The organism is Candidatus Poriferisodalis sp., assembly GCF_965204125.1.
In the GTDB taxonomy this organism is placed as follows: Bacteria; Actinomycetota; Acidimicrobiia; order Acidimicrobiales; family Poriferisodalaceae; genus Poriferisodalis.
The window spans coordinates 860,598-875,202 of record NZ_OZ241968.1 but is presented as its reverse complement, the minus strand read 5'-3'; the positions used below and the strand labels follow the sequence as shown (position 1 = coordinate 875,202).

Sequence of the window (14,605 nt, the reverse complement as noted above, 5' to 3'; positions counted from 1 at the left end):
GGGCGCGAATGGCTCCTACGGTGGTGGTGATGATGAAGAGGGTTTCATGAGATTTCTGTCACGGCTGATTCCTCGATCCACCGGCGGGCGCTGGGCAGCAGGCCTCGGCGTTGCTGCGGTGATCGGTGTCGGCATCTACCTGGTGTTCTTTCTCTTTGCGTTTCATCTGATCTTCGTGGATGAGGTGGTCGACGAGGAGGGCCCCGAGTTCGCGGTCGAAGCCGATATCGACGAGCTGATCAGCGAAGCGCTCGAGGCCGGGCCCGTAGCGACAACTGCCGCGGCGAGCGGCAGTGCCGAGCCGGCGGAAGACAAAGAGGTCACCGAGCAGTCGATGACGGTCGGCGAGCATGATGTCGAACCCGACGCATCGGACGGGTCCGACGATGCTGCTGGGTCCACAGGGTCTGCCGAGTCCGACGGGTCTGACGGGGCTGCCGGGTCCAGCGAGACCGAGGCGGTCGCCGAAACCGAGGCGGCTGCTGAGCCTGATGCATCCAGCGGATCGAGCGAGGAAGAACAAGGCGTGCGGGTGGCCTACGTGGGCAGCTTCGGGCCCCGGTCGCACCCTGCCGAGGGCACGGCGGTGGTGCTCACCGACGGCACGCAGACGTTCCTGCGGTTCGACGACGACTTCGCCACCGACAACGGGCCGGACCTCAACGTGTACCTGCACACTGCGGGCCCGGACGCATCGGTGGATGATCTTGTGGGCGACTTCATCGACTTGGGCGATCTCAAGGGCAACATCGGGGCGCAGAACTTCGTGATTCCCAGCGATGTCGATCTCGACCGCTACAACACTGTGTCGGTCTGGTGCGTCCGCTTCCGTGTGGTCTTCGGCACCGCCGCGCTGGCGCCGATGAACTAGCGAGCCGCTCGCGCTCGGCCTCCTAGTGTCTTGGCATGATGGCGGGGGCGGTCAAGGACGGGCGGGCGCATCTTGCTGCGCTCGACGTCGACCGGGCGGTCTTTCTCGATGGCGAGCTGATCACCCGGGTCGCTGAGCATCCTGCGTTTGCCGAGAGCTGTCGGGCCATTGCTGGCCTGTACGACTTCCAGGCCGCGAATCATGAATTGATGACGTTCGACGTCGGCGACGGCCGTCGGGCCAACCGGGCGTGGCAGATGCCTCGCTCGTATAGCGATCTGGTGGCCAAGCGCCAGGCCATGACTGCCTGGGCCGAGCTGCATGCCGGCTACATGGGCCGCTCGCCGGATCATCTGGCGTGCGCCGTGTCGGGGCAGCTCATGGCGCTCGAGCTGTTCGAAGAGCACAACCCCCGCTGCGCCAAGGCCTACTGGGACTACTACGAGTGGGCCAGGGCCAACGACATCTTCCTGACCTACGTGATCATCAATCCGCAGGGCGACCGGTCTCGGGCGTGGGGCGATCAGCCCAAGCAGATCAGCACCCACATCGTCGACGAGGGGCCGGACGGGCCGACGGTGCGTGGAGCCAAGATGCTGGGGACCGGCTCGATCATGGCCGAGGAGGTTTTCGTCGCGAACCTGCAGCCGCTTCAGCCCGGCGAGGAGGATCTTGCGATCTCCTTCGCCCTGCCGCTGGACACGCCGGGCATCAAGATCGTGTCGCGCAAGAGCTTCGAGCAGCATGCAGTCAGCCCGTTCGACAATCCGCTGTCACACCGGTTCGACGAGAACGACGCCATCATCTACTTCGACGACGTCACCGTGCCGTGGGAGCGGGTCTTCGTGTACCGCGACGTCGACATGTGCCGGCGGCAGTTCCACGACACGCCGGGGCACGTGTACCAGAACTACCAAGCGCAAGTTCGTCTGGTGGTGAAGCTCCGGTTCCTGCTGGCGGTGGCCCGGCGGCTCACCGAGACCATCGGCACCGTGAACATGGTGCAGGGGAAGCTGGGCGAGCTGGCCGCTCGGGTGGCCTCGATCGAGGGTCTGCTGTTCGGCATGGAGGCCGGCGGGCACCATGTCGGCGAGTACTACGTGCCCAACCGGCACCTGCTGTATTCGGCGCAGGTCACCACGCAGGCGTTGTACCCGCAGCTGATCACCGAGATCCGGGAGCTGGCCGGCGGCGGGCTGATCATGCTGCCGTCGTCGTCGGCCGACCTGTCGAATCATGAAGTCGCCGACGTGCTCGACAGCACGCTGGTGTCGGCTCGTGAGGGCGAGGGGGCGTACGAGCGGATGAAGTTCCTGAAGCTGGCTTGGGATGCGATCGGCTCGGAGTTCGCCAGCCGTCACACCCAGTACGAGATGTTCTACGCCGGCGCCCAGTTCGTGACCCAGGGCCACAGCTTCCGCACCTACGACTGGGACGGCGCCGACCGCCTGCTCGACAAGATGCTCAAGGGCAACGACGCCGACTGGAAGGGACGCTGATGGAGATTCGCAAAATGCTGACCTATGTCGAGGACACCCGCCTTGAGGCCGGGGCCGAGGTCGATCCGGTGCTGCGCAAGGTGGCGGTGGCGGCGGTCGTCCGCAACGAGTACGCGGGTCGGTACGTAGATGATCTGTCGCCGTACTACGAGGCCAGCGTCGAGATCGGCAACGAGATCGCAGCGCTGGCGGTGGAGCAGATGAAGCCGTATTCGATCGAGAGCTACGGCAAGGCGGCCATCGTCGGTCTCGACGGCGAGCAGGAGCACGGCGTGGCGCTGCTGACCACGCCCTACGGCAACGTGCTGCGCGAGGCAGCCGGCGGCGGCGCGGCCTGGATCTCCTCGGCGACCAAGCGTGCGCAGCCCGGGGCGTCCATCGACATCCCGCTCGCGTACAAGGATGCGTTGTATGTGCGCTCGCACTACGACGCCATGAGCATCACCCTCCACGACGCCCCGCTGCCCGACGAGATCGCCGTGATCTGCTGCTTCGCCAACCGCGGCAGACCGCACCACCGAGTCGGCGGCCTCAGCATTGACGAAGCCGTCGGCGAGGACGGGCTGACCTGATGCGGACGGCAATCACCAACATCGGCGCCGTGCTGTCGGGGGACTGGCGCGATCCGTTCGTTGAGGCCGACACGGTGGTAGCAGACGGCGGCCTGATCGAATCCATCGGCGATGCTGATCTCGGGTCGTGCGACGTGGTGATCGATGCTGGCGGCGCGACGGTGGCACCGGGCCTGATCGACTCGCATGTGCATGTGGCATTCGGCGACTTCACACCGCGCCAGAACACCATCGGCTACCTCGAGAGCTATCTGCACGGCGGCACCACCACCGTCCTGTCAGCCGGCGAGGTGCACATCCCTGGTCGACCGCACGACCTGGCCGGTGTGAAGGCCCTCGCGGTCGCTGCGCACAAGTGCTACGAGAACTTCCGGCCCGGCGGCATGCGCGTCCACGCCGGGTCGCTGTTGCTCGAGCCGGGTCTTGAGCCCAACGACTTCGCCGCCGTACGAGCCGACGGGGTGTGGCTCTCCAAGGCCGGCTTCGGCGATGTCGAGAGCGCCAAGGACTACGTCGAGCTCGTCGCGATGGCCAAAGAGGCTGGGCTTGTAACGACATTGCACACCGGCGGCTGCTCGATCCCCGGCACGTTCCCGGTGACCGGCGAGGACGTGCTCGACATCAATCCCGACATCTCGTTCCACATCAACGGCGGACCGGTCGCCATCGAAGACCGCTACTACGACATGATCGCCCCGACCGGGATGGGCATGCAGGTGTGCGCTGCGGGCAATCTGCGCACCGGCATCCTCGCCGCCGAAGCAGCCCACCGCCACGACGCGTTCGACCGCCTGCTCATCGGCACCGACACGCCCACCGGCAGCGGGATCATGCCGCTCGGGATGCTCTACACGATCATCCACATGGCAGCCGTCAGCGACCTGAACGTGACCGACCTCATCGGCGCCGCCACTGGCAACGTGGCTCGGATGTTCGCGCTCAACAACGGCCTGATCGCCCCGGGCCGCGACGCCGACCTGATCGTGATCGACGCCCCGCTCGGCGGCACCAAGCACACCGCGCTCGACGCCATGAAGAACGGCGACATGGTCGCCGTCGGTGCCGTGATCACCGAGGGTGTGCCCCGATTCGTCGGCCGCAGCCGCAACACGCCGCCCACCACCCGTGCAGTGCAAGTAGCCCGCTCCAATGTGCTGCGCGAATACTGACCTCAGACAGCTCTCAAGCCGCCGTCACCGAGCAGGTGGCTTCCCGCTGCCGTCACGCGGTTAGGTCATGCTGTCGGCTCGGCTAGGCGGCGGTCATGAAGCGGACGTTGAGGTGGAGGTAGGCGTTCGGGTTGGGATGCTTCGCCCAGATCGCCTGCCACTCGGGGCCGCTGAGCTGTGACCTGAAGCCCTCCTCGCGGGCCTCGCGGCTGGGCCATCGGATGATCCAGCACACGTTCGGCTGGCCGTGCGGCGACACCTGCGGATCCGACCCGGCGACCTCGGGCTCGTGACCGTCATCAACCCAGAAGTCGATGACGTTGAGGTTCTCCCGCAGCCAGGGCGCTGCGTGCTCGGCGGCCCACTGCTTGTACGCCTCGAACCACTCGGGATCGATGGTGTAGTCGCGGACTTCCACGATTGCTTCTGACATAGGCACTCCCTTCGCTGCCGCAGAATCTCCTGCGGGTGTGAGCGCAGTCTTGCAGGGGCCTGTGACACCCGTCTGATGGTGGCCGCGCCCCCGCGCAGGATCAACTGCCGTCGGTGGGGATGGCTTGGATGTCTTGGATCACGTCGGGCGGCAGGTCGGCGCCGATGTCCATCGACACCGAGGCGTTGACCTCGTCGACCAGCCCGTCGAAGTGCTCCGCGATGGCGCCGGCGATCTGGTCATGACGCCCGACGGCGGCGAACAGCTGCACGACGTCGTCGTCGACGCAGCCGGCCATCTCGCCCCAGCCGTCGTTGCGGGACAGGTGATTCAGCTTCTCGCCGAGATCGCCCAGGTCATGCTGCTCGAGCACCGGCCAGTACGCCCGCGTGCTGCCGTAGAAGCCGATCCGGTAGCGCACCCATTCGACCATGCGTTCGACCGTCTCGTCGTCGGGGCCGGTGCAGATGAACCCGCCGCCAGTGATCCAGAAGTCGCTGCGGCTGCGCCCGGCCCGATCGAGGCCAGTCTGCAACTCGGGCATCACCTCCCGTCTCAGGTAGTCCGGCGTGCAGAAGCCGTGCAGGCGCACGCCGTCGCAGTGCTGGCCAGCCACCCGCAGCATGGCGGGCCCGACCGCGGCGATCATGATCGGCGGGGCCGCGTCAATGGGTTCGGGCGTGAAGTTGGGCGTCATCAGCGAGAACCGGTAGTGCTCGCCCTCGTAGCTCAGCTTCTCGCCGGTCGACCATGTGTGCCAGATGGCCCGGATCGCCTGCACGTACTCGGCCATGCGGGGCGCCGGCGCCGACCACGGCACGCTGAACCGCCGCTCGTTGTGTCCCTTGACCTGGCTGCCGATGCCGAGCACGAACCGCCCGTCCGAGGCCCCCTGCAGGTCCCACGCGGTTGAGGCCGTCACCATCGGGCTGCGGGGGAAGCTGATCGCCACGCTCGTCGCCAACCACACCCGCTCGCTGTGCACGGCTGCGATGCCCAGCGGGATGAACGGCTCGTGCCGGTTCTCCATGGTCACGACGCAGTCGTACCCGTCGGCCTCGATCCGGCGCACCTCGTCGGGCACGGCTCGCAGGTTGTGCTGGGGCAGGGTGGCGCTGACGTGCATGGGGTTCTCCGATTTGCTGGGGTCCAATGTTGCCGCGGACGCCGGCTGGCTGCTGTTCTCGCTGGCGCCGTGATACGTGCTGCCGCCTGTGCCTCGCACCCGCTGCGAACCTGCCCCGAGCAATGTGTCAGCGCCGCACGGGGCGAAACAAGTGCCAGTTCTCACGACAATTGATGGCGCCGGGGCTAGGGTGGCCGGCGTGAGCGACACCACGGCCACGCTGGTCATACCGGCGCCTTCGGCAGAGGTGTGGGCGGTGCTGGCGGACTTCGGCGAGAACGTTCGCTGGGCTCCCATCGTGGATCATTCGTGCCTGCTGAGTGCCCAGCGGGAAGGTGTGGGAACGGTGCGGCGCATCCAGTCCGGCCGCAGGACCCTCGTCGAACGGGTAATCGAGTGGGTTGACGGCGAGCGGCTCAGCTACGTCGTGGAAGGACTGCCGCCGCCGGTCCGATCGCTGCGCAACACCTGGCAGCTCGACGACGGGGACGGCTCGACGCAGATCACGCTGACCAGCTCGGTGGATGTCGGGCCGCGCCCGCCGCAGCAGTTGGCAGCAAAGGTGCTGAGCCGCCAGCTCTCGAAGGTGTCGAACCAGATGCTGCACGGCCTCGACGATCACCTGCGAAAGGCCGCCCGATGAACGCTCGGCCCGACGTCGTGATCCTGATGACCGACCAGGAGCGGGCCGCGCCTCCCTACGAGCCGGCCGAGGTCAGTGCGTGGCGCAAGAGTCTGGGCGTCGCATGGTTCACAGAGCATGGCGTGTCGTTCGGGCGCCACTACACCGGATCGCTGGCCTGCGTGCCGAGCCGGCCCACGCTGTTCACCGGCCAGTACCCCGACGTGCACGGCGTCACCCAGACGAATGGTCTCGGCAAGATGGCCGACGACAGCCGGATGCGTTGGCTGCGGCCCGGCGAGGTGCCCACGCTGGGCCACTGGTTCCGCGCCGGCGGCTACGACACGCACTACCAAGGCAAGTGGCATATGAGCCACGCCGACCTGGTCGACGCTGCGGGCGTCCCGCTGGCAACCAACGACGACGAGGGTGTAGTCGACACCGACGCCGAGCGGGCGTACCTCGACGCCGACCCGCTCGACGAGTTCGGCTTCTCCGGCTGGATCGGGCCTGAGCCGCATGGCGCCGCGCTGGCCAACAGCGGCCTCGTGCGCGACCCCCTGTTCGCCGACCGGGTGGTGGCGTGGCTGGAAGACCGGTACGCACGCCGGCGGGCGGGCGAGGCGGCGGCGCTGCGGCCGTTCCTGCTGGTGGCCAGCTTCGTCAACCCCCATGACATCGTGTTCGCCCCGGTGTGGCTCGGCCCGGCGTGGTTGCGCCGCGGCAGGGGCGAGATCTCGTTGACTGCTGCCGAACCGCCGCCGATCCCGGCGTCGCCGACCGACGACGAGGATCTGTCCACCAAGCCCGCAGCGCAGATCGCCTACCGGGCGTCGTACCCGACTACCTACGGGCTGGCGCCGGCGGTCGAGCGGGTGTATCGCAACCATGCGGCCGAGTACCGCAGTCTGTACTACCGGCTCCACGCCGAGGTCGACGGCCCGCTCGACCGGGTGCGCCGTGCAGTGACAGAGGGCGGATCGTCTGACGCAGTGCTGGTGCGCACGTCGGACCATGGAGAACTGTTGGGCGCCCACGGCGGGCTGCATCAGAAGTGGTTCAACCTGTATGACGAGGCGACGCGTGTGCCGTTCGTGATCGCCCGGGTGGGCTCGAAGGCGACGGCTGGCCGGGCTGTCGATGCGCCAACGTCGCACGTCGATCTGGTGCCGACGCTGCTGTCGGCGGCGGGGATCGATGCGGCGTCGGCGGCCGAGGAGCTGCGCGCCAGCCACACCGAGGTGCATCCGCTGCCCGGGCGCGACTTGATGGATGTAGTCGACGGCAACGCCGAGCCCGACCGCGACCGCGCCGTCTATCTGATGACACGCGACAACATGCCCGAGGGCGACTCGGGGGCCAGCGGGATGGCCCGCCGGATGGGCAGGACGCCGCCGCCGCTGCGCATCCAAGTGCCAGCCCATGTGGGTGCCAATTTCGAGAGCCTCGTCTGCCGCGTTGACACGGGTCACCTGTGGAAGATCGTGCGCACGTTCGACGATCCGGCCACGTGGACCGAGCCGGGCGTGCGGCACCTCGCGGCCGACGGCCCTGCGGGAGAGGTGTACCGCACCGAGCCGCTGCCCGATCAGTGGGAGCTCTACGACCTCGACGCCGACCCGATCGAGGCGCACAACCGCTGGGCAGACCCGAGCGCGCAGGAGGTGTTCGCCGAGCTGGAGCAGCGCTTGGCCGTCGAACGAGCCCGGGCCGTGCCCGAACGCAACCAGCCATGGCCCTACGCCACCCGAACGCCCAGCCCGCTCCCAGCCACGACGGGTTCCGCTTCAAGGCGGAATCGCCTTGCGCCGGATAGCCGGACTGCGTCGTCCTCGTCGACAGACGCCACAGATTCGGCTTCGACGCAGGACCGCACGGGGTCGAGCAACCAGGGGGGGCTCGCGTCATCGGCTGTCGCCACGAAGTCTGCTTCGAAGAAGGTGCCACCGCCCGCTCGTGCCATACGCAAGGTGCTGCAGCGGCTCGGCATGCACCCGGACGACACCGAGACGATTGACGCCGACCTGCACGGGCGACGGGCGCTGATCGTGGCGACGAACCATGGCGTGCTCGACATCGGCAAGCCGACCGGTGTGTTCGCCAGCGAGATGACCGTGCCGTACTACGCCTTCGCCGATGCGGGCATGTCGGTGGACCTAGCCAGTCCCAATGGGGGAGTCATCCCGGTGGATCCCCAGTCGGTGCGTGCCCCTCTGCGCACTGCGGCCTGCGACCGCTTCCTGGCCGACGACGACTTCAAGGCCAAGGTGAACAACTCGCTCGCCATCGGCGAAGTCGACGTCGCCGCCTACTCGATCGTCTTCCTGGCGGGCGGCTGGGGTGCTGCGTTCGACTTGGGGTTCTCCGAGGAGCTCGGCCGCAAGATCACCGAGGCCAACCAGCACGGCAGCGTGATCGGCGGCGTCTGCCACGGCCCGCTCGGGCTGCTCAAGGCGAAGGCCGCCGACGGCAGCCCGCTGGTGGCGGGCCGCAGGGTGACCGGGGTAACCGACAAGCAAGTCCGGGAGCTGCGCATCACCGCCACGCCGCAGCATCCCGAGACCGAGCTGCGCAAGGCCGGCGCCCTGTTCGAGAGCGTGACCCGGTCCCGCGATGCTTTGGCCAACCACTGGGTGGTCGACGGCAACCTCGTGACCGGTCAGAACCAGAACGCCGCCCCGATGGTGGCCCGCGAGATGCTGAGACTCATGTCATGACTGACCGGGTGCCGCCGGGCGTGGAGGCCGGTCCTGCGCCTGATGAGACGACGCAGACCGACGGACGGGTGGCTCGGCGGGAGCGGAACATCAATGCGGTGCTCGACGTGGTGCTCGAGATGTTCGCCGAGGAGTCGCTTTTCCCGACCATGGAGCAGGCGGCGGCCCGATCAGGACTGTCGTTGCGCTCGCTGTACCGGTACTTCGCCGATCCGGGCGAGCTGCTCGAAGCCACGATCAGGCGCAACCGTGAGCGCACCGCTCCCCTCACACGCCTGCACGCCATCGGCCAGGGTCCGCTGGAGGGCCGCATCGACGACTTCGTGACGATGCGCCTGCGCTTGTACGACTCGGTCGGCCCGGAATATCGGGCGACCTTGGCGCATGCCCACCGGCTGCCCCGCATCGGCGAGCAGCTCGCCACGGCCCGCGACGAGATGCGTCAGCAGTTCAAGCTCCAGTTCGCCCCCGAACTCGAAGCCCGCACGCCTGACTCGGGGACCGACGGCCCCGAGTCGGCGTCGCGCTCGCCTCGGCCTGAGACCGATACGCCGACGTCAGGCACAGCGGCAGACGGCGACGCAGTGCTCGCGGCAGGCGACCTGCTGACCCAGCTCGACTCGATCGACTACCTCCGCCGCCACCGCGGCCTTTCTGCCGCCGAGACCAAGGCTGTACTCACCTCGACCCTGAACACGCTTCTCGCCTGAACCGGCCGTCCATGCGCCCTCGGCAGGATTCGAACCTGCGACGCACGGTTTAGGAAACCGACGCTCTATCCCCTGAGCTACGAGGGCGGGGACTCCCTCGAAATGTACTGCTGGCCCTGGGCCACCGGACTCGGGGTGTCACTGCGCTGAGGCGCGGGGCGGGGCGGCCAACGTCGGGTTCACGGGCCCGAGGCCCCGGTGGGGTTTAGGGGGCTCGTGCTTGCCGCTTGCCCCGCCGTGGAGTGGGCGTCGACTTGGGGTCTGATTCTTGGACGGTGGCCCATGTGCCGTCGGGCTGGGGGACCATCCGGTAGCCGTGCTGGTGAAGGAAGTGGTGGTGCCGGTGGCACAGCAGCACCAGGTTGTCGAGATCGGTGGGCCCTCCGTCGATCCAGTGCCAGATGTGGTGCGCATCGCAGCGTGATGGCGGTTCGTGACAGCCGGGCCAGCGGCAGTGACGATCGCGTGCAACCAGCAATCGCCGCAGCCGCAGTGACACAGCGCGGCGCAACCGGCCCGCGTCGGCTGAGCCGCCTGGGGTGCCCAGGATGATGGGGATGATCTCCGCATCACAGGCCATGCGTCGCACGACCTCGGGCGGCAGTTCGACCCCGGCATCAGTCAGGCCCATCTCATCGGTTTGCCCTCGAAGCGCATCGAGACCGATCAGCACGCTGATCTGCGCCGGCGGCAGCTGTCTCGACGGGTCACGGGATTCGTCCGGCAGGTTGTCGCTGCGGGCACTGGCACGGGCGTGCAGCCGGCGGACGGCCGCTGCATCGGCATCGGTGTAGGTGAGGCCTGCCAGCGCATACGCGAGCACGTCGGCGTCTCGCTGGGCAGGGGTGCGCCGCCCGCTGCGTACTTGCTTGTCGTCGATCCAGTACTCGCGGCACAGCGCCTCGAGCGCGGCCTCGACGTGAGCGCCGGTGTCGGGGTCGAACTTGGCCCACAGCCGCAGCATCCCCTCGTGATCTCGCCGCCACCCCGCGCCACGGGCCGCCCGCTGACGCTCGAATCGCTCTATCGGCGTCTCGACCGAGTGCTCGGTCTCGGCGCGCTGCACCCGGCGGCGGGTGGCGTCGGTGTCCTCGCCGGCCGCGGCCGCGACCAGTTCGGCCCGCACCGGGTCGGGCACACGTGCGTCGCACAGCGTCTCGGCCTGTGCGGCGTTGATGTCGCCCTCTGACAGCGCCTCCAGCACCGTGTCGTGCTCGCGAGCCTTCTCCGCTGCACGAAGCATCCGGCGGGCGTCACGCTCGGACACCCCCGCCGCGTCGCGCAGCGACAGATGCGGGCTCGCATCGGGCGCCACACCCGACTCGTTCAGCACCTCAAGCGCGCCCAGCACCTCGGCCCGATACCCAGCCAACCGATTCGCCAGCCGCTCGATGTCGCTCAGCACGCTCAACAGCTCATCCCGCTTGAGCCCCGCCAGCGCCGCAGCGCTCAACCGGATCAGTGACAGCGGTCCTGACGTGTGAGGGGTGGCCTGGCCACCGCTGGCTCGTTGGTCGCCGGTGGGACTGGCCTGGGTGACCGCAGCGCTGCGTTCGGTGTTGGGGTGGCTGGCATCAGCGCCGAGAGCGCCGGCGTCGTCGCTGCGCCTGGCCCCCTCAGAACCATCCCTCAACATGGGAACAACCGTACGAACGGGGTGTTACACGTATCGGGAAGCGTGCAGCCGCAGCGGAGTCGGAATGAGCCGCTGGCCGGTTCGACGCCTCCCGCTCGCCGCCGCCAGCATCGTGTCGTGAAGGCCAGCTATCCCTGCGAGCAGGCCAATCCCGCCGGAGGCGTCGCTCTCTCTGCCTCCAACGGCGCTGAGGCCCGACCGCCGACGACCGCCAGCGGCCGTTCGCCGACGGACAGTCGCCGGAGCTCACCCAAGCTCGCCGCCGCCGCTGGGCACCAGGTCGATGATCCCGATCGACGGCCGCACACCCAATCGCAGCTGCGGGGCGTTGCCTCGCTCACGCCCCACGCCGGTCGACACGTAGATCGGCGTGCCGTGCAGCTCGTGCAGCCCGCCGGCCGCAATGTGCCGGGGCACGTTCGTCAGCGTCAGCGGAGGCCCCAGCAACGGTAACGACACCTGCCCGCCGTGCGTGTGACCGGCGATCACGAGATCGACGGGCGTCGCTCGCACCAGCTCGATGGCGTCGGGCTTGTGCCCGATCAGGATCCGCACCACGCCCGCCCCGTCCGCACCGCCCGCACCTAGCCCGCCACCAGCCAGCCGCACCGCCATCCGCCGAGCCACCGCCTCGTCGCCGAACAGCGTCGTGCCGCCCACCCTCACCGGCACGCCCCGCATCTCGAACGTGTCGATCTCGTTGTCGAGCACCCGTGCGCCCGACCCCCCGACGATCTGCCGCAGCCCCGCCACGGTGTCGGTGTTGCCGCTCACCAGGTACACGTGCGGCACCTCCCCGACAATCCGCTCGATCAGCCGAGCAAACCCCGGCGCCCGCTCGTCGAACACAGCAGCGTCGAACTGGTACAGATCGCCGGGCAGCACCACCACATCGGGCCCGAACCCCAGCAGGCGCTCCACCGCATCCCGCTCGTAGTCGCCGACGCCCGTGGTCTGCAGGTCGGCCAGCACGCCGATCCGGATCCGCTCATCGACGCCGCCCACATCATCGACACTGTCCACGCCAACGACGCCGTCCGCCGCCCCAATCGCCCCCATCGCCGGCACCGCCAGCTCCACCCGGTCCACCCTCAGCCAGAACGGCTCCACATAGGTCGCATAAACGCCGACCGGCACGGCAGCCAGCGCCAGCACACACACCGCAGTGACCACCCGCGGCCGAGGCCGGGCCCCCACCAGCACGATCCCGCCGGCCAGCGGCACCCCCACGGTCCCCACCACATAGGCCACATGGATCAGCGTGAACCCGTCCACCCCGGTGATGAGCAGCCCCCCGCCAGCCAGCACCACCGTGCCCACGAATCCCACGCCCGCAGCACGCCCCACCACCCGCCAGCCGCCCACGCCCAGGCCATCGCCCGCAGCACGCAGCCACCGCACCGCCAAGCCGCCCGCAACAGCCCCCACCAGCACAGCCGCCGCAACGCAGTAGTAGTTCAGAAGCACCGGCCACACCACCCCGCCTCAGCAGGGTGTCACAGTCGCGCCCCGGGAGCAGCTCGCGAGGTGGCTGCTCGACGCGACGCAAAGGCAGCGAGACGGCGGCAGCAGGCCATTTTGTGCACATTGCGGAAACGTTGTGCACAACTCCAACCGTTGCGGAAACCTATGTGGCAAGTCTCGGTGCGTTTTGTGAGCTGGCGAGCTGAGTAGCCGACTTGCTGGCCGTCGAGAAAATCGCTGGTCTCGCGTCAGGGACGGTGCGAGGCTGCGCCCGCTGCCGCCGGGCACCTGTCTCGGTCGGCAGCACGGAGCGAGGCATGCCAACGGTGCGCGACGCGATACGGCTCGTTGAACGTGACGGCTGGATCCTTGCGCGGACACGAGGCAGCCACCGCCAGTTTCGACATCCCGACAAACCTGGCACGGTCACGATCCCCGGCAAACTGAGGGAGAATGTAGGCCCGAAGCTCTGGGCGAGCATCTTGGCTCAAGCGGGTCTGAGGAGGCGAATCCGATGAAGTTGACCTACGTGGTCACGCTCGAGGAGCTGCCGAACAACTTCAGCGTTTGCGTGCCCGATGTCCCAGGCTGCGTCAGCACCGGCAAGACCCGGGAAGAAGCGCTGGAGATGATCCAGGAGGCGCTCGCCTTCCATCTCGAAGCGATGATGGCGGATGGCGAACTGCCCCCGCCTCCGACGACGGACATCGACGATGCCGTTGCGCACCACAGTGGGCCCGTTCCCGAGGACGTGCTCAGCTCCTACGCCGAGTTCGGCGGTGGTGCCGAGACTGTGCCGACCCATTTCGAAACGGTCGAGGTCGAGATCCCGACTCCTCAAGCGGCGCTCGCTGGCTGACGTCGTCCGGGAACCCTCGAGTCTGAGACAACCCAACTCCTCGCCGAAGTCGCCGCGTAGCCCGGCACACTACGGTGTAGCGCACCACACTCGGGAGATCGCGATGAGCCATCCGACTTCGCTCCGGCTGCCAGACGAGGTGCGCGCACGCCTTAACGACGAGAGCCGGCGGATCGCGAGCGCGCCCTCCTCGCTTGCGGTCGTCTTGATCGACGAGGGTCTCAAGATGAGACGGTTTCCCGGCATCGTGTTTCGTGACGGGCCGACCGGGCGTCGCGCCGGGCTGGCCAGAGGGCCCGACGTGTGGGAGATCGTGCGCGACCTCAAGCGGCACAGCGCCGAAGATGATCCGATCCGTCTGGTATCCGAGGAAACGGGGCTGGCACCCGAGCTGATCGGTCTAGCGGCCGATTACTACGCCCTCTTCCCGGACGAGATCGACAGCCGCATCGCCGCCGATGCCAGGGCCTACGAAGAGCTTCGGGCACTGGCTGAACGCCGCCAGCGCCTGCTGTCGGTGTGAGGTGGCTGCTCGGTGAGACTGTCAAGATGCTTGAGCTATGAATCCTGACGTAGCCACCTTGGGACATCGCGTCGAAGTCGTACAGTCCGGCGAGTGGTGGGCGATAGCGGTTCCGTCGCTTCGAGGTGTGTTCTCCCAAGCGAGACAGCTCGACGAGGTGCCGGCGGCCGCTCGTGAGGCCATCGCCATGATGCTCGACATCGATCCCGCCGACGTGGGCCCGATCGACGTGCATGTACAGGATCAGGGCGGCGCCGGGGCACTGACCTGACGGCGAGATGCCCCACACCCTCGTCGCTATGGTGACGGTCGACGGGAGGCGCGGAGCCCACCGCCTGCGCAGGGAAACCTGAGCACTCGGCCCAGAGCCGACTTCAGGCGGGCCGACCTCCCGTTCTGCGCGT

General features: G+C 68.2%; 15 protein-coding genes, 1 tRNA gene and 1 pseudogene. 12 read left to right on the top strand and 5 right to left on the bottom strand.

Features of this window, described 5'->3' with window-relative positions; genetic code table 11:
- Positions 1-46 precede the first annotated feature (46 nt).
- From ACOGXD_RS04270 to ACOGXD_RS04255, 4 genes are read left to right on the top strand one after another with little or no spacing between them, the layout of a single operon-like run.
- Complete coding sequence (locus ACOGXD_RS04270) at positions 47-871, top strand: DM13 domain-containing protein (protein WP_419916679.1); 825 nt, start codon at positions 47-49, stop codon at positions 869-871.
- Between the two features lie 35 nt (positions 872-906).
- The gene (locus ACOGXD_RS04265; RefSeq protein ID WP_419916678.1) at positions 907-2,370 is read left to right on the top strand and encodes a 4-hydroxyphenylacetate 3-hydroxylase family protein; all 1,464 of its coding nucleotides are present in this window, start codon (positions 907-909) and stop codon (positions 2,368-2,370) included.
- Positions 2,370-2,942: an amino acid synthesis family protein gene (locus ACOGXD_RS04260; protein WP_419916677.1), complete on the top strand. Its 573-nt coding sequence runs from the start codon at positions 2,370-2,372 to the stop codon at positions 2,940-2,942. The genes ACOGXD_RS04265 and ACOGXD_RS04260 overlap by 1 nt, the downstream gene beginning before the upstream one ends.
- A complete protein-coding gene (locus tag ACOGXD_RS04255) occupies positions 2,942-4,111 on the top strand; it encodes an amidohydrolase family protein (RefSeq protein ID WP_419916676.1) in 1,170 nt (389 codons plus the stop codon). The genes ACOGXD_RS04260 and ACOGXD_RS04255 overlap by 1 nt, the downstream gene beginning before the upstream one ends.
- 82 nt (positions 4,112-4,193) lie before the next feature.
- Here the strand turns inward: ACOGXD_RS04255 and ACOGXD_RS04250 are convergent, their stop codons facing one another.
- Both ACOGXD_RS04250 and ACOGXD_RS04245 read right to left on the bottom strand, forming a co-directional pair.
- The gene (locus ACOGXD_RS04250; RefSeq protein WP_419916675.1) at positions 4,194-4,544 is read right to left on the bottom strand and encodes a hypothetical protein; all 351 of its coding nucleotides are present in this window, start codon (positions 4,542-4,544) and stop codon (positions 4,194-4,196) included.
- A 100-nt stretch (positions 4,545-4,644) separates the two neighbouring features.
- Positions 4,645-5,769 carry a TIGR03617 family F420-dependent LLM class oxidoreductase gene (locus ACOGXD_RS04245; protein ID WP_419916674.1) on the bottom strand — a complete coding sequence of 375 codons (1,125 nt, stop codon included), beginning with the start codon at positions 5,767-5,769 and terminating at the stop codon, positions 4,645-4,647.
- A gap of 100 nt (positions 5,770-5,869) precedes the next feature.
- Here ACOGXD_RS04245 and ACOGXD_RS04240 point away from each other — a divergent pair, with 100 nt between their 5' ends.
- From ACOGXD_RS04240 to ACOGXD_RS04225, 4 genes and pseudogenes are all read left to right on the top strand, one after another.
- Positions 5,870-6,313 carry an SRPBCC family protein gene (locus ACOGXD_RS04240; protein ID WP_419916673.1) on the top strand — a complete coding sequence of 148 codons (444 nt, stop codon included), beginning with the start codon at positions 5,870-5,872 and terminating at the stop codon, positions 6,311-6,313.
- Positions 6,310-8,085 (top strand): annotated as a pseudogene (locus ACOGXD_RS04235) (sulfatase-like hydrolase/transferase); the annotation flags it as partial. The gene ACOGXD_RS04240 and the pseudogene ACOGXD_RS04235, both read left to right, overlap by 4 nt.
- 195 nt (positions 8,086-8,280) lie before the next feature.
- Positions 8,281-9,009 carry a type 1 glutamine amidotransferase domain-containing protein gene (locus tag ACOGXD_RS04230; protein ID WP_419917347.1) on the top strand — a complete coding sequence of 243 codons (729 nt, stop codon included), beginning with the start codon at positions 8,281-8,283 and terminating at the stop codon, positions 9,007-9,009.
- Positions 9,006-9,719 (top strand): TetR/AcrR family transcriptional regulator, encoded by a 714-nt coding sequence (locus ACOGXD_RS04225; RefSeq protein ID WP_419916672.1) that lies wholly within the window; start codon positions 9,006-9,008, stop codon positions 9,717-9,719. The genes ACOGXD_RS04230 and ACOGXD_RS04225 overlap by 4 nt, the downstream gene beginning before the upstream one ends.
- 14 nt (positions 9,720-9,733) lie before the next feature.
- On the opposite strand, the gene ACOGXD_RS04220 is transcribed toward ACOGXD_RS04225, so the two are convergent.
- The 3 genes from ACOGXD_RS04220 to ACOGXD_RS04210 form a co-directional block, all read right to left on the bottom strand.
- Positions 9,734-9,806, bottom strand: a tRNA-Arg gene (locus ACOGXD_RS04220).
- 118 nt (positions 9,807-9,924) lie between these two features.
- Positions 9,925-11,355: a hypothetical protein gene (locus tag ACOGXD_RS04215; RefSeq protein ID WP_419916671.1), complete on the bottom strand. Its 1,431-nt coding sequence runs from the start codon at positions 11,353-11,355 to the stop codon at positions 9,925-9,927.
- A gap of 246 nt (positions 11,356-11,601) precedes the next feature.
- Positions 11,602-12,831 carry a metallophosphoesterase gene (locus ACOGXD_RS04210; protein ID WP_419916670.1) on the bottom strand — a complete coding sequence of 410 codons (1,230 nt, stop codon included), beginning with the start codon at positions 12,829-12,831 and terminating at the stop codon, positions 11,602-11,604.
- 305 nt (positions 12,832-13,136) lie between these two features.
- Here ACOGXD_RS04210 and ACOGXD_RS04205 point away from each other — a divergent pair, with 305 nt between their 5' ends.
- From ACOGXD_RS04205 to ACOGXD_RS04190, 4 genes are all read left to right on the top strand, one after another.
- The gene (locus tag ACOGXD_RS04205) at positions 13,137-13,337 is read left to right on the top strand and encodes a type II toxin-antitoxin system HicA family toxin (RefSeq protein WP_419916669.1); all 201 of its coding nucleotides are present in this window, start codon (positions 13,137-13,139) and stop codon (positions 13,335-13,337) included.
- On the top strand, positions 13,334-13,678 hold the full coding sequence (locus tag ACOGXD_RS04200; RefSeq protein ID WP_419916668.1) for a type II toxin-antitoxin system HicB family antitoxin: 345 nt from the start codon (positions 13,334-13,336) through the stop codon (positions 13,676-13,678). The genes ACOGXD_RS04205 and ACOGXD_RS04200 overlap by 4 nt, the downstream gene beginning before the upstream one ends.
- A 103-nt stretch (positions 13,679-13,781) precedes the next feature.
- On the top strand, positions 13,782-14,201 hold the full coding sequence (locus tag ACOGXD_RS04195) for a CopG family transcriptional regulator (protein WP_419916667.1): 420 nt from the start codon (positions 13,782-13,784) through the stop codon (positions 14,199-14,201).
- A 37-nt stretch (positions 14,202-14,238) separates the two neighbouring features.
- A complete protein-coding gene (locus ACOGXD_RS04190) occupies positions 14,239-14,472 on the top strand; it encodes a type II toxin-antitoxin system HicB family antitoxin (RefSeq protein ID WP_419916666.1) in 234 nt (77 codons plus the stop codon).
- Positions 14,473-14,605: the final 133 nt, after the last annotated feature.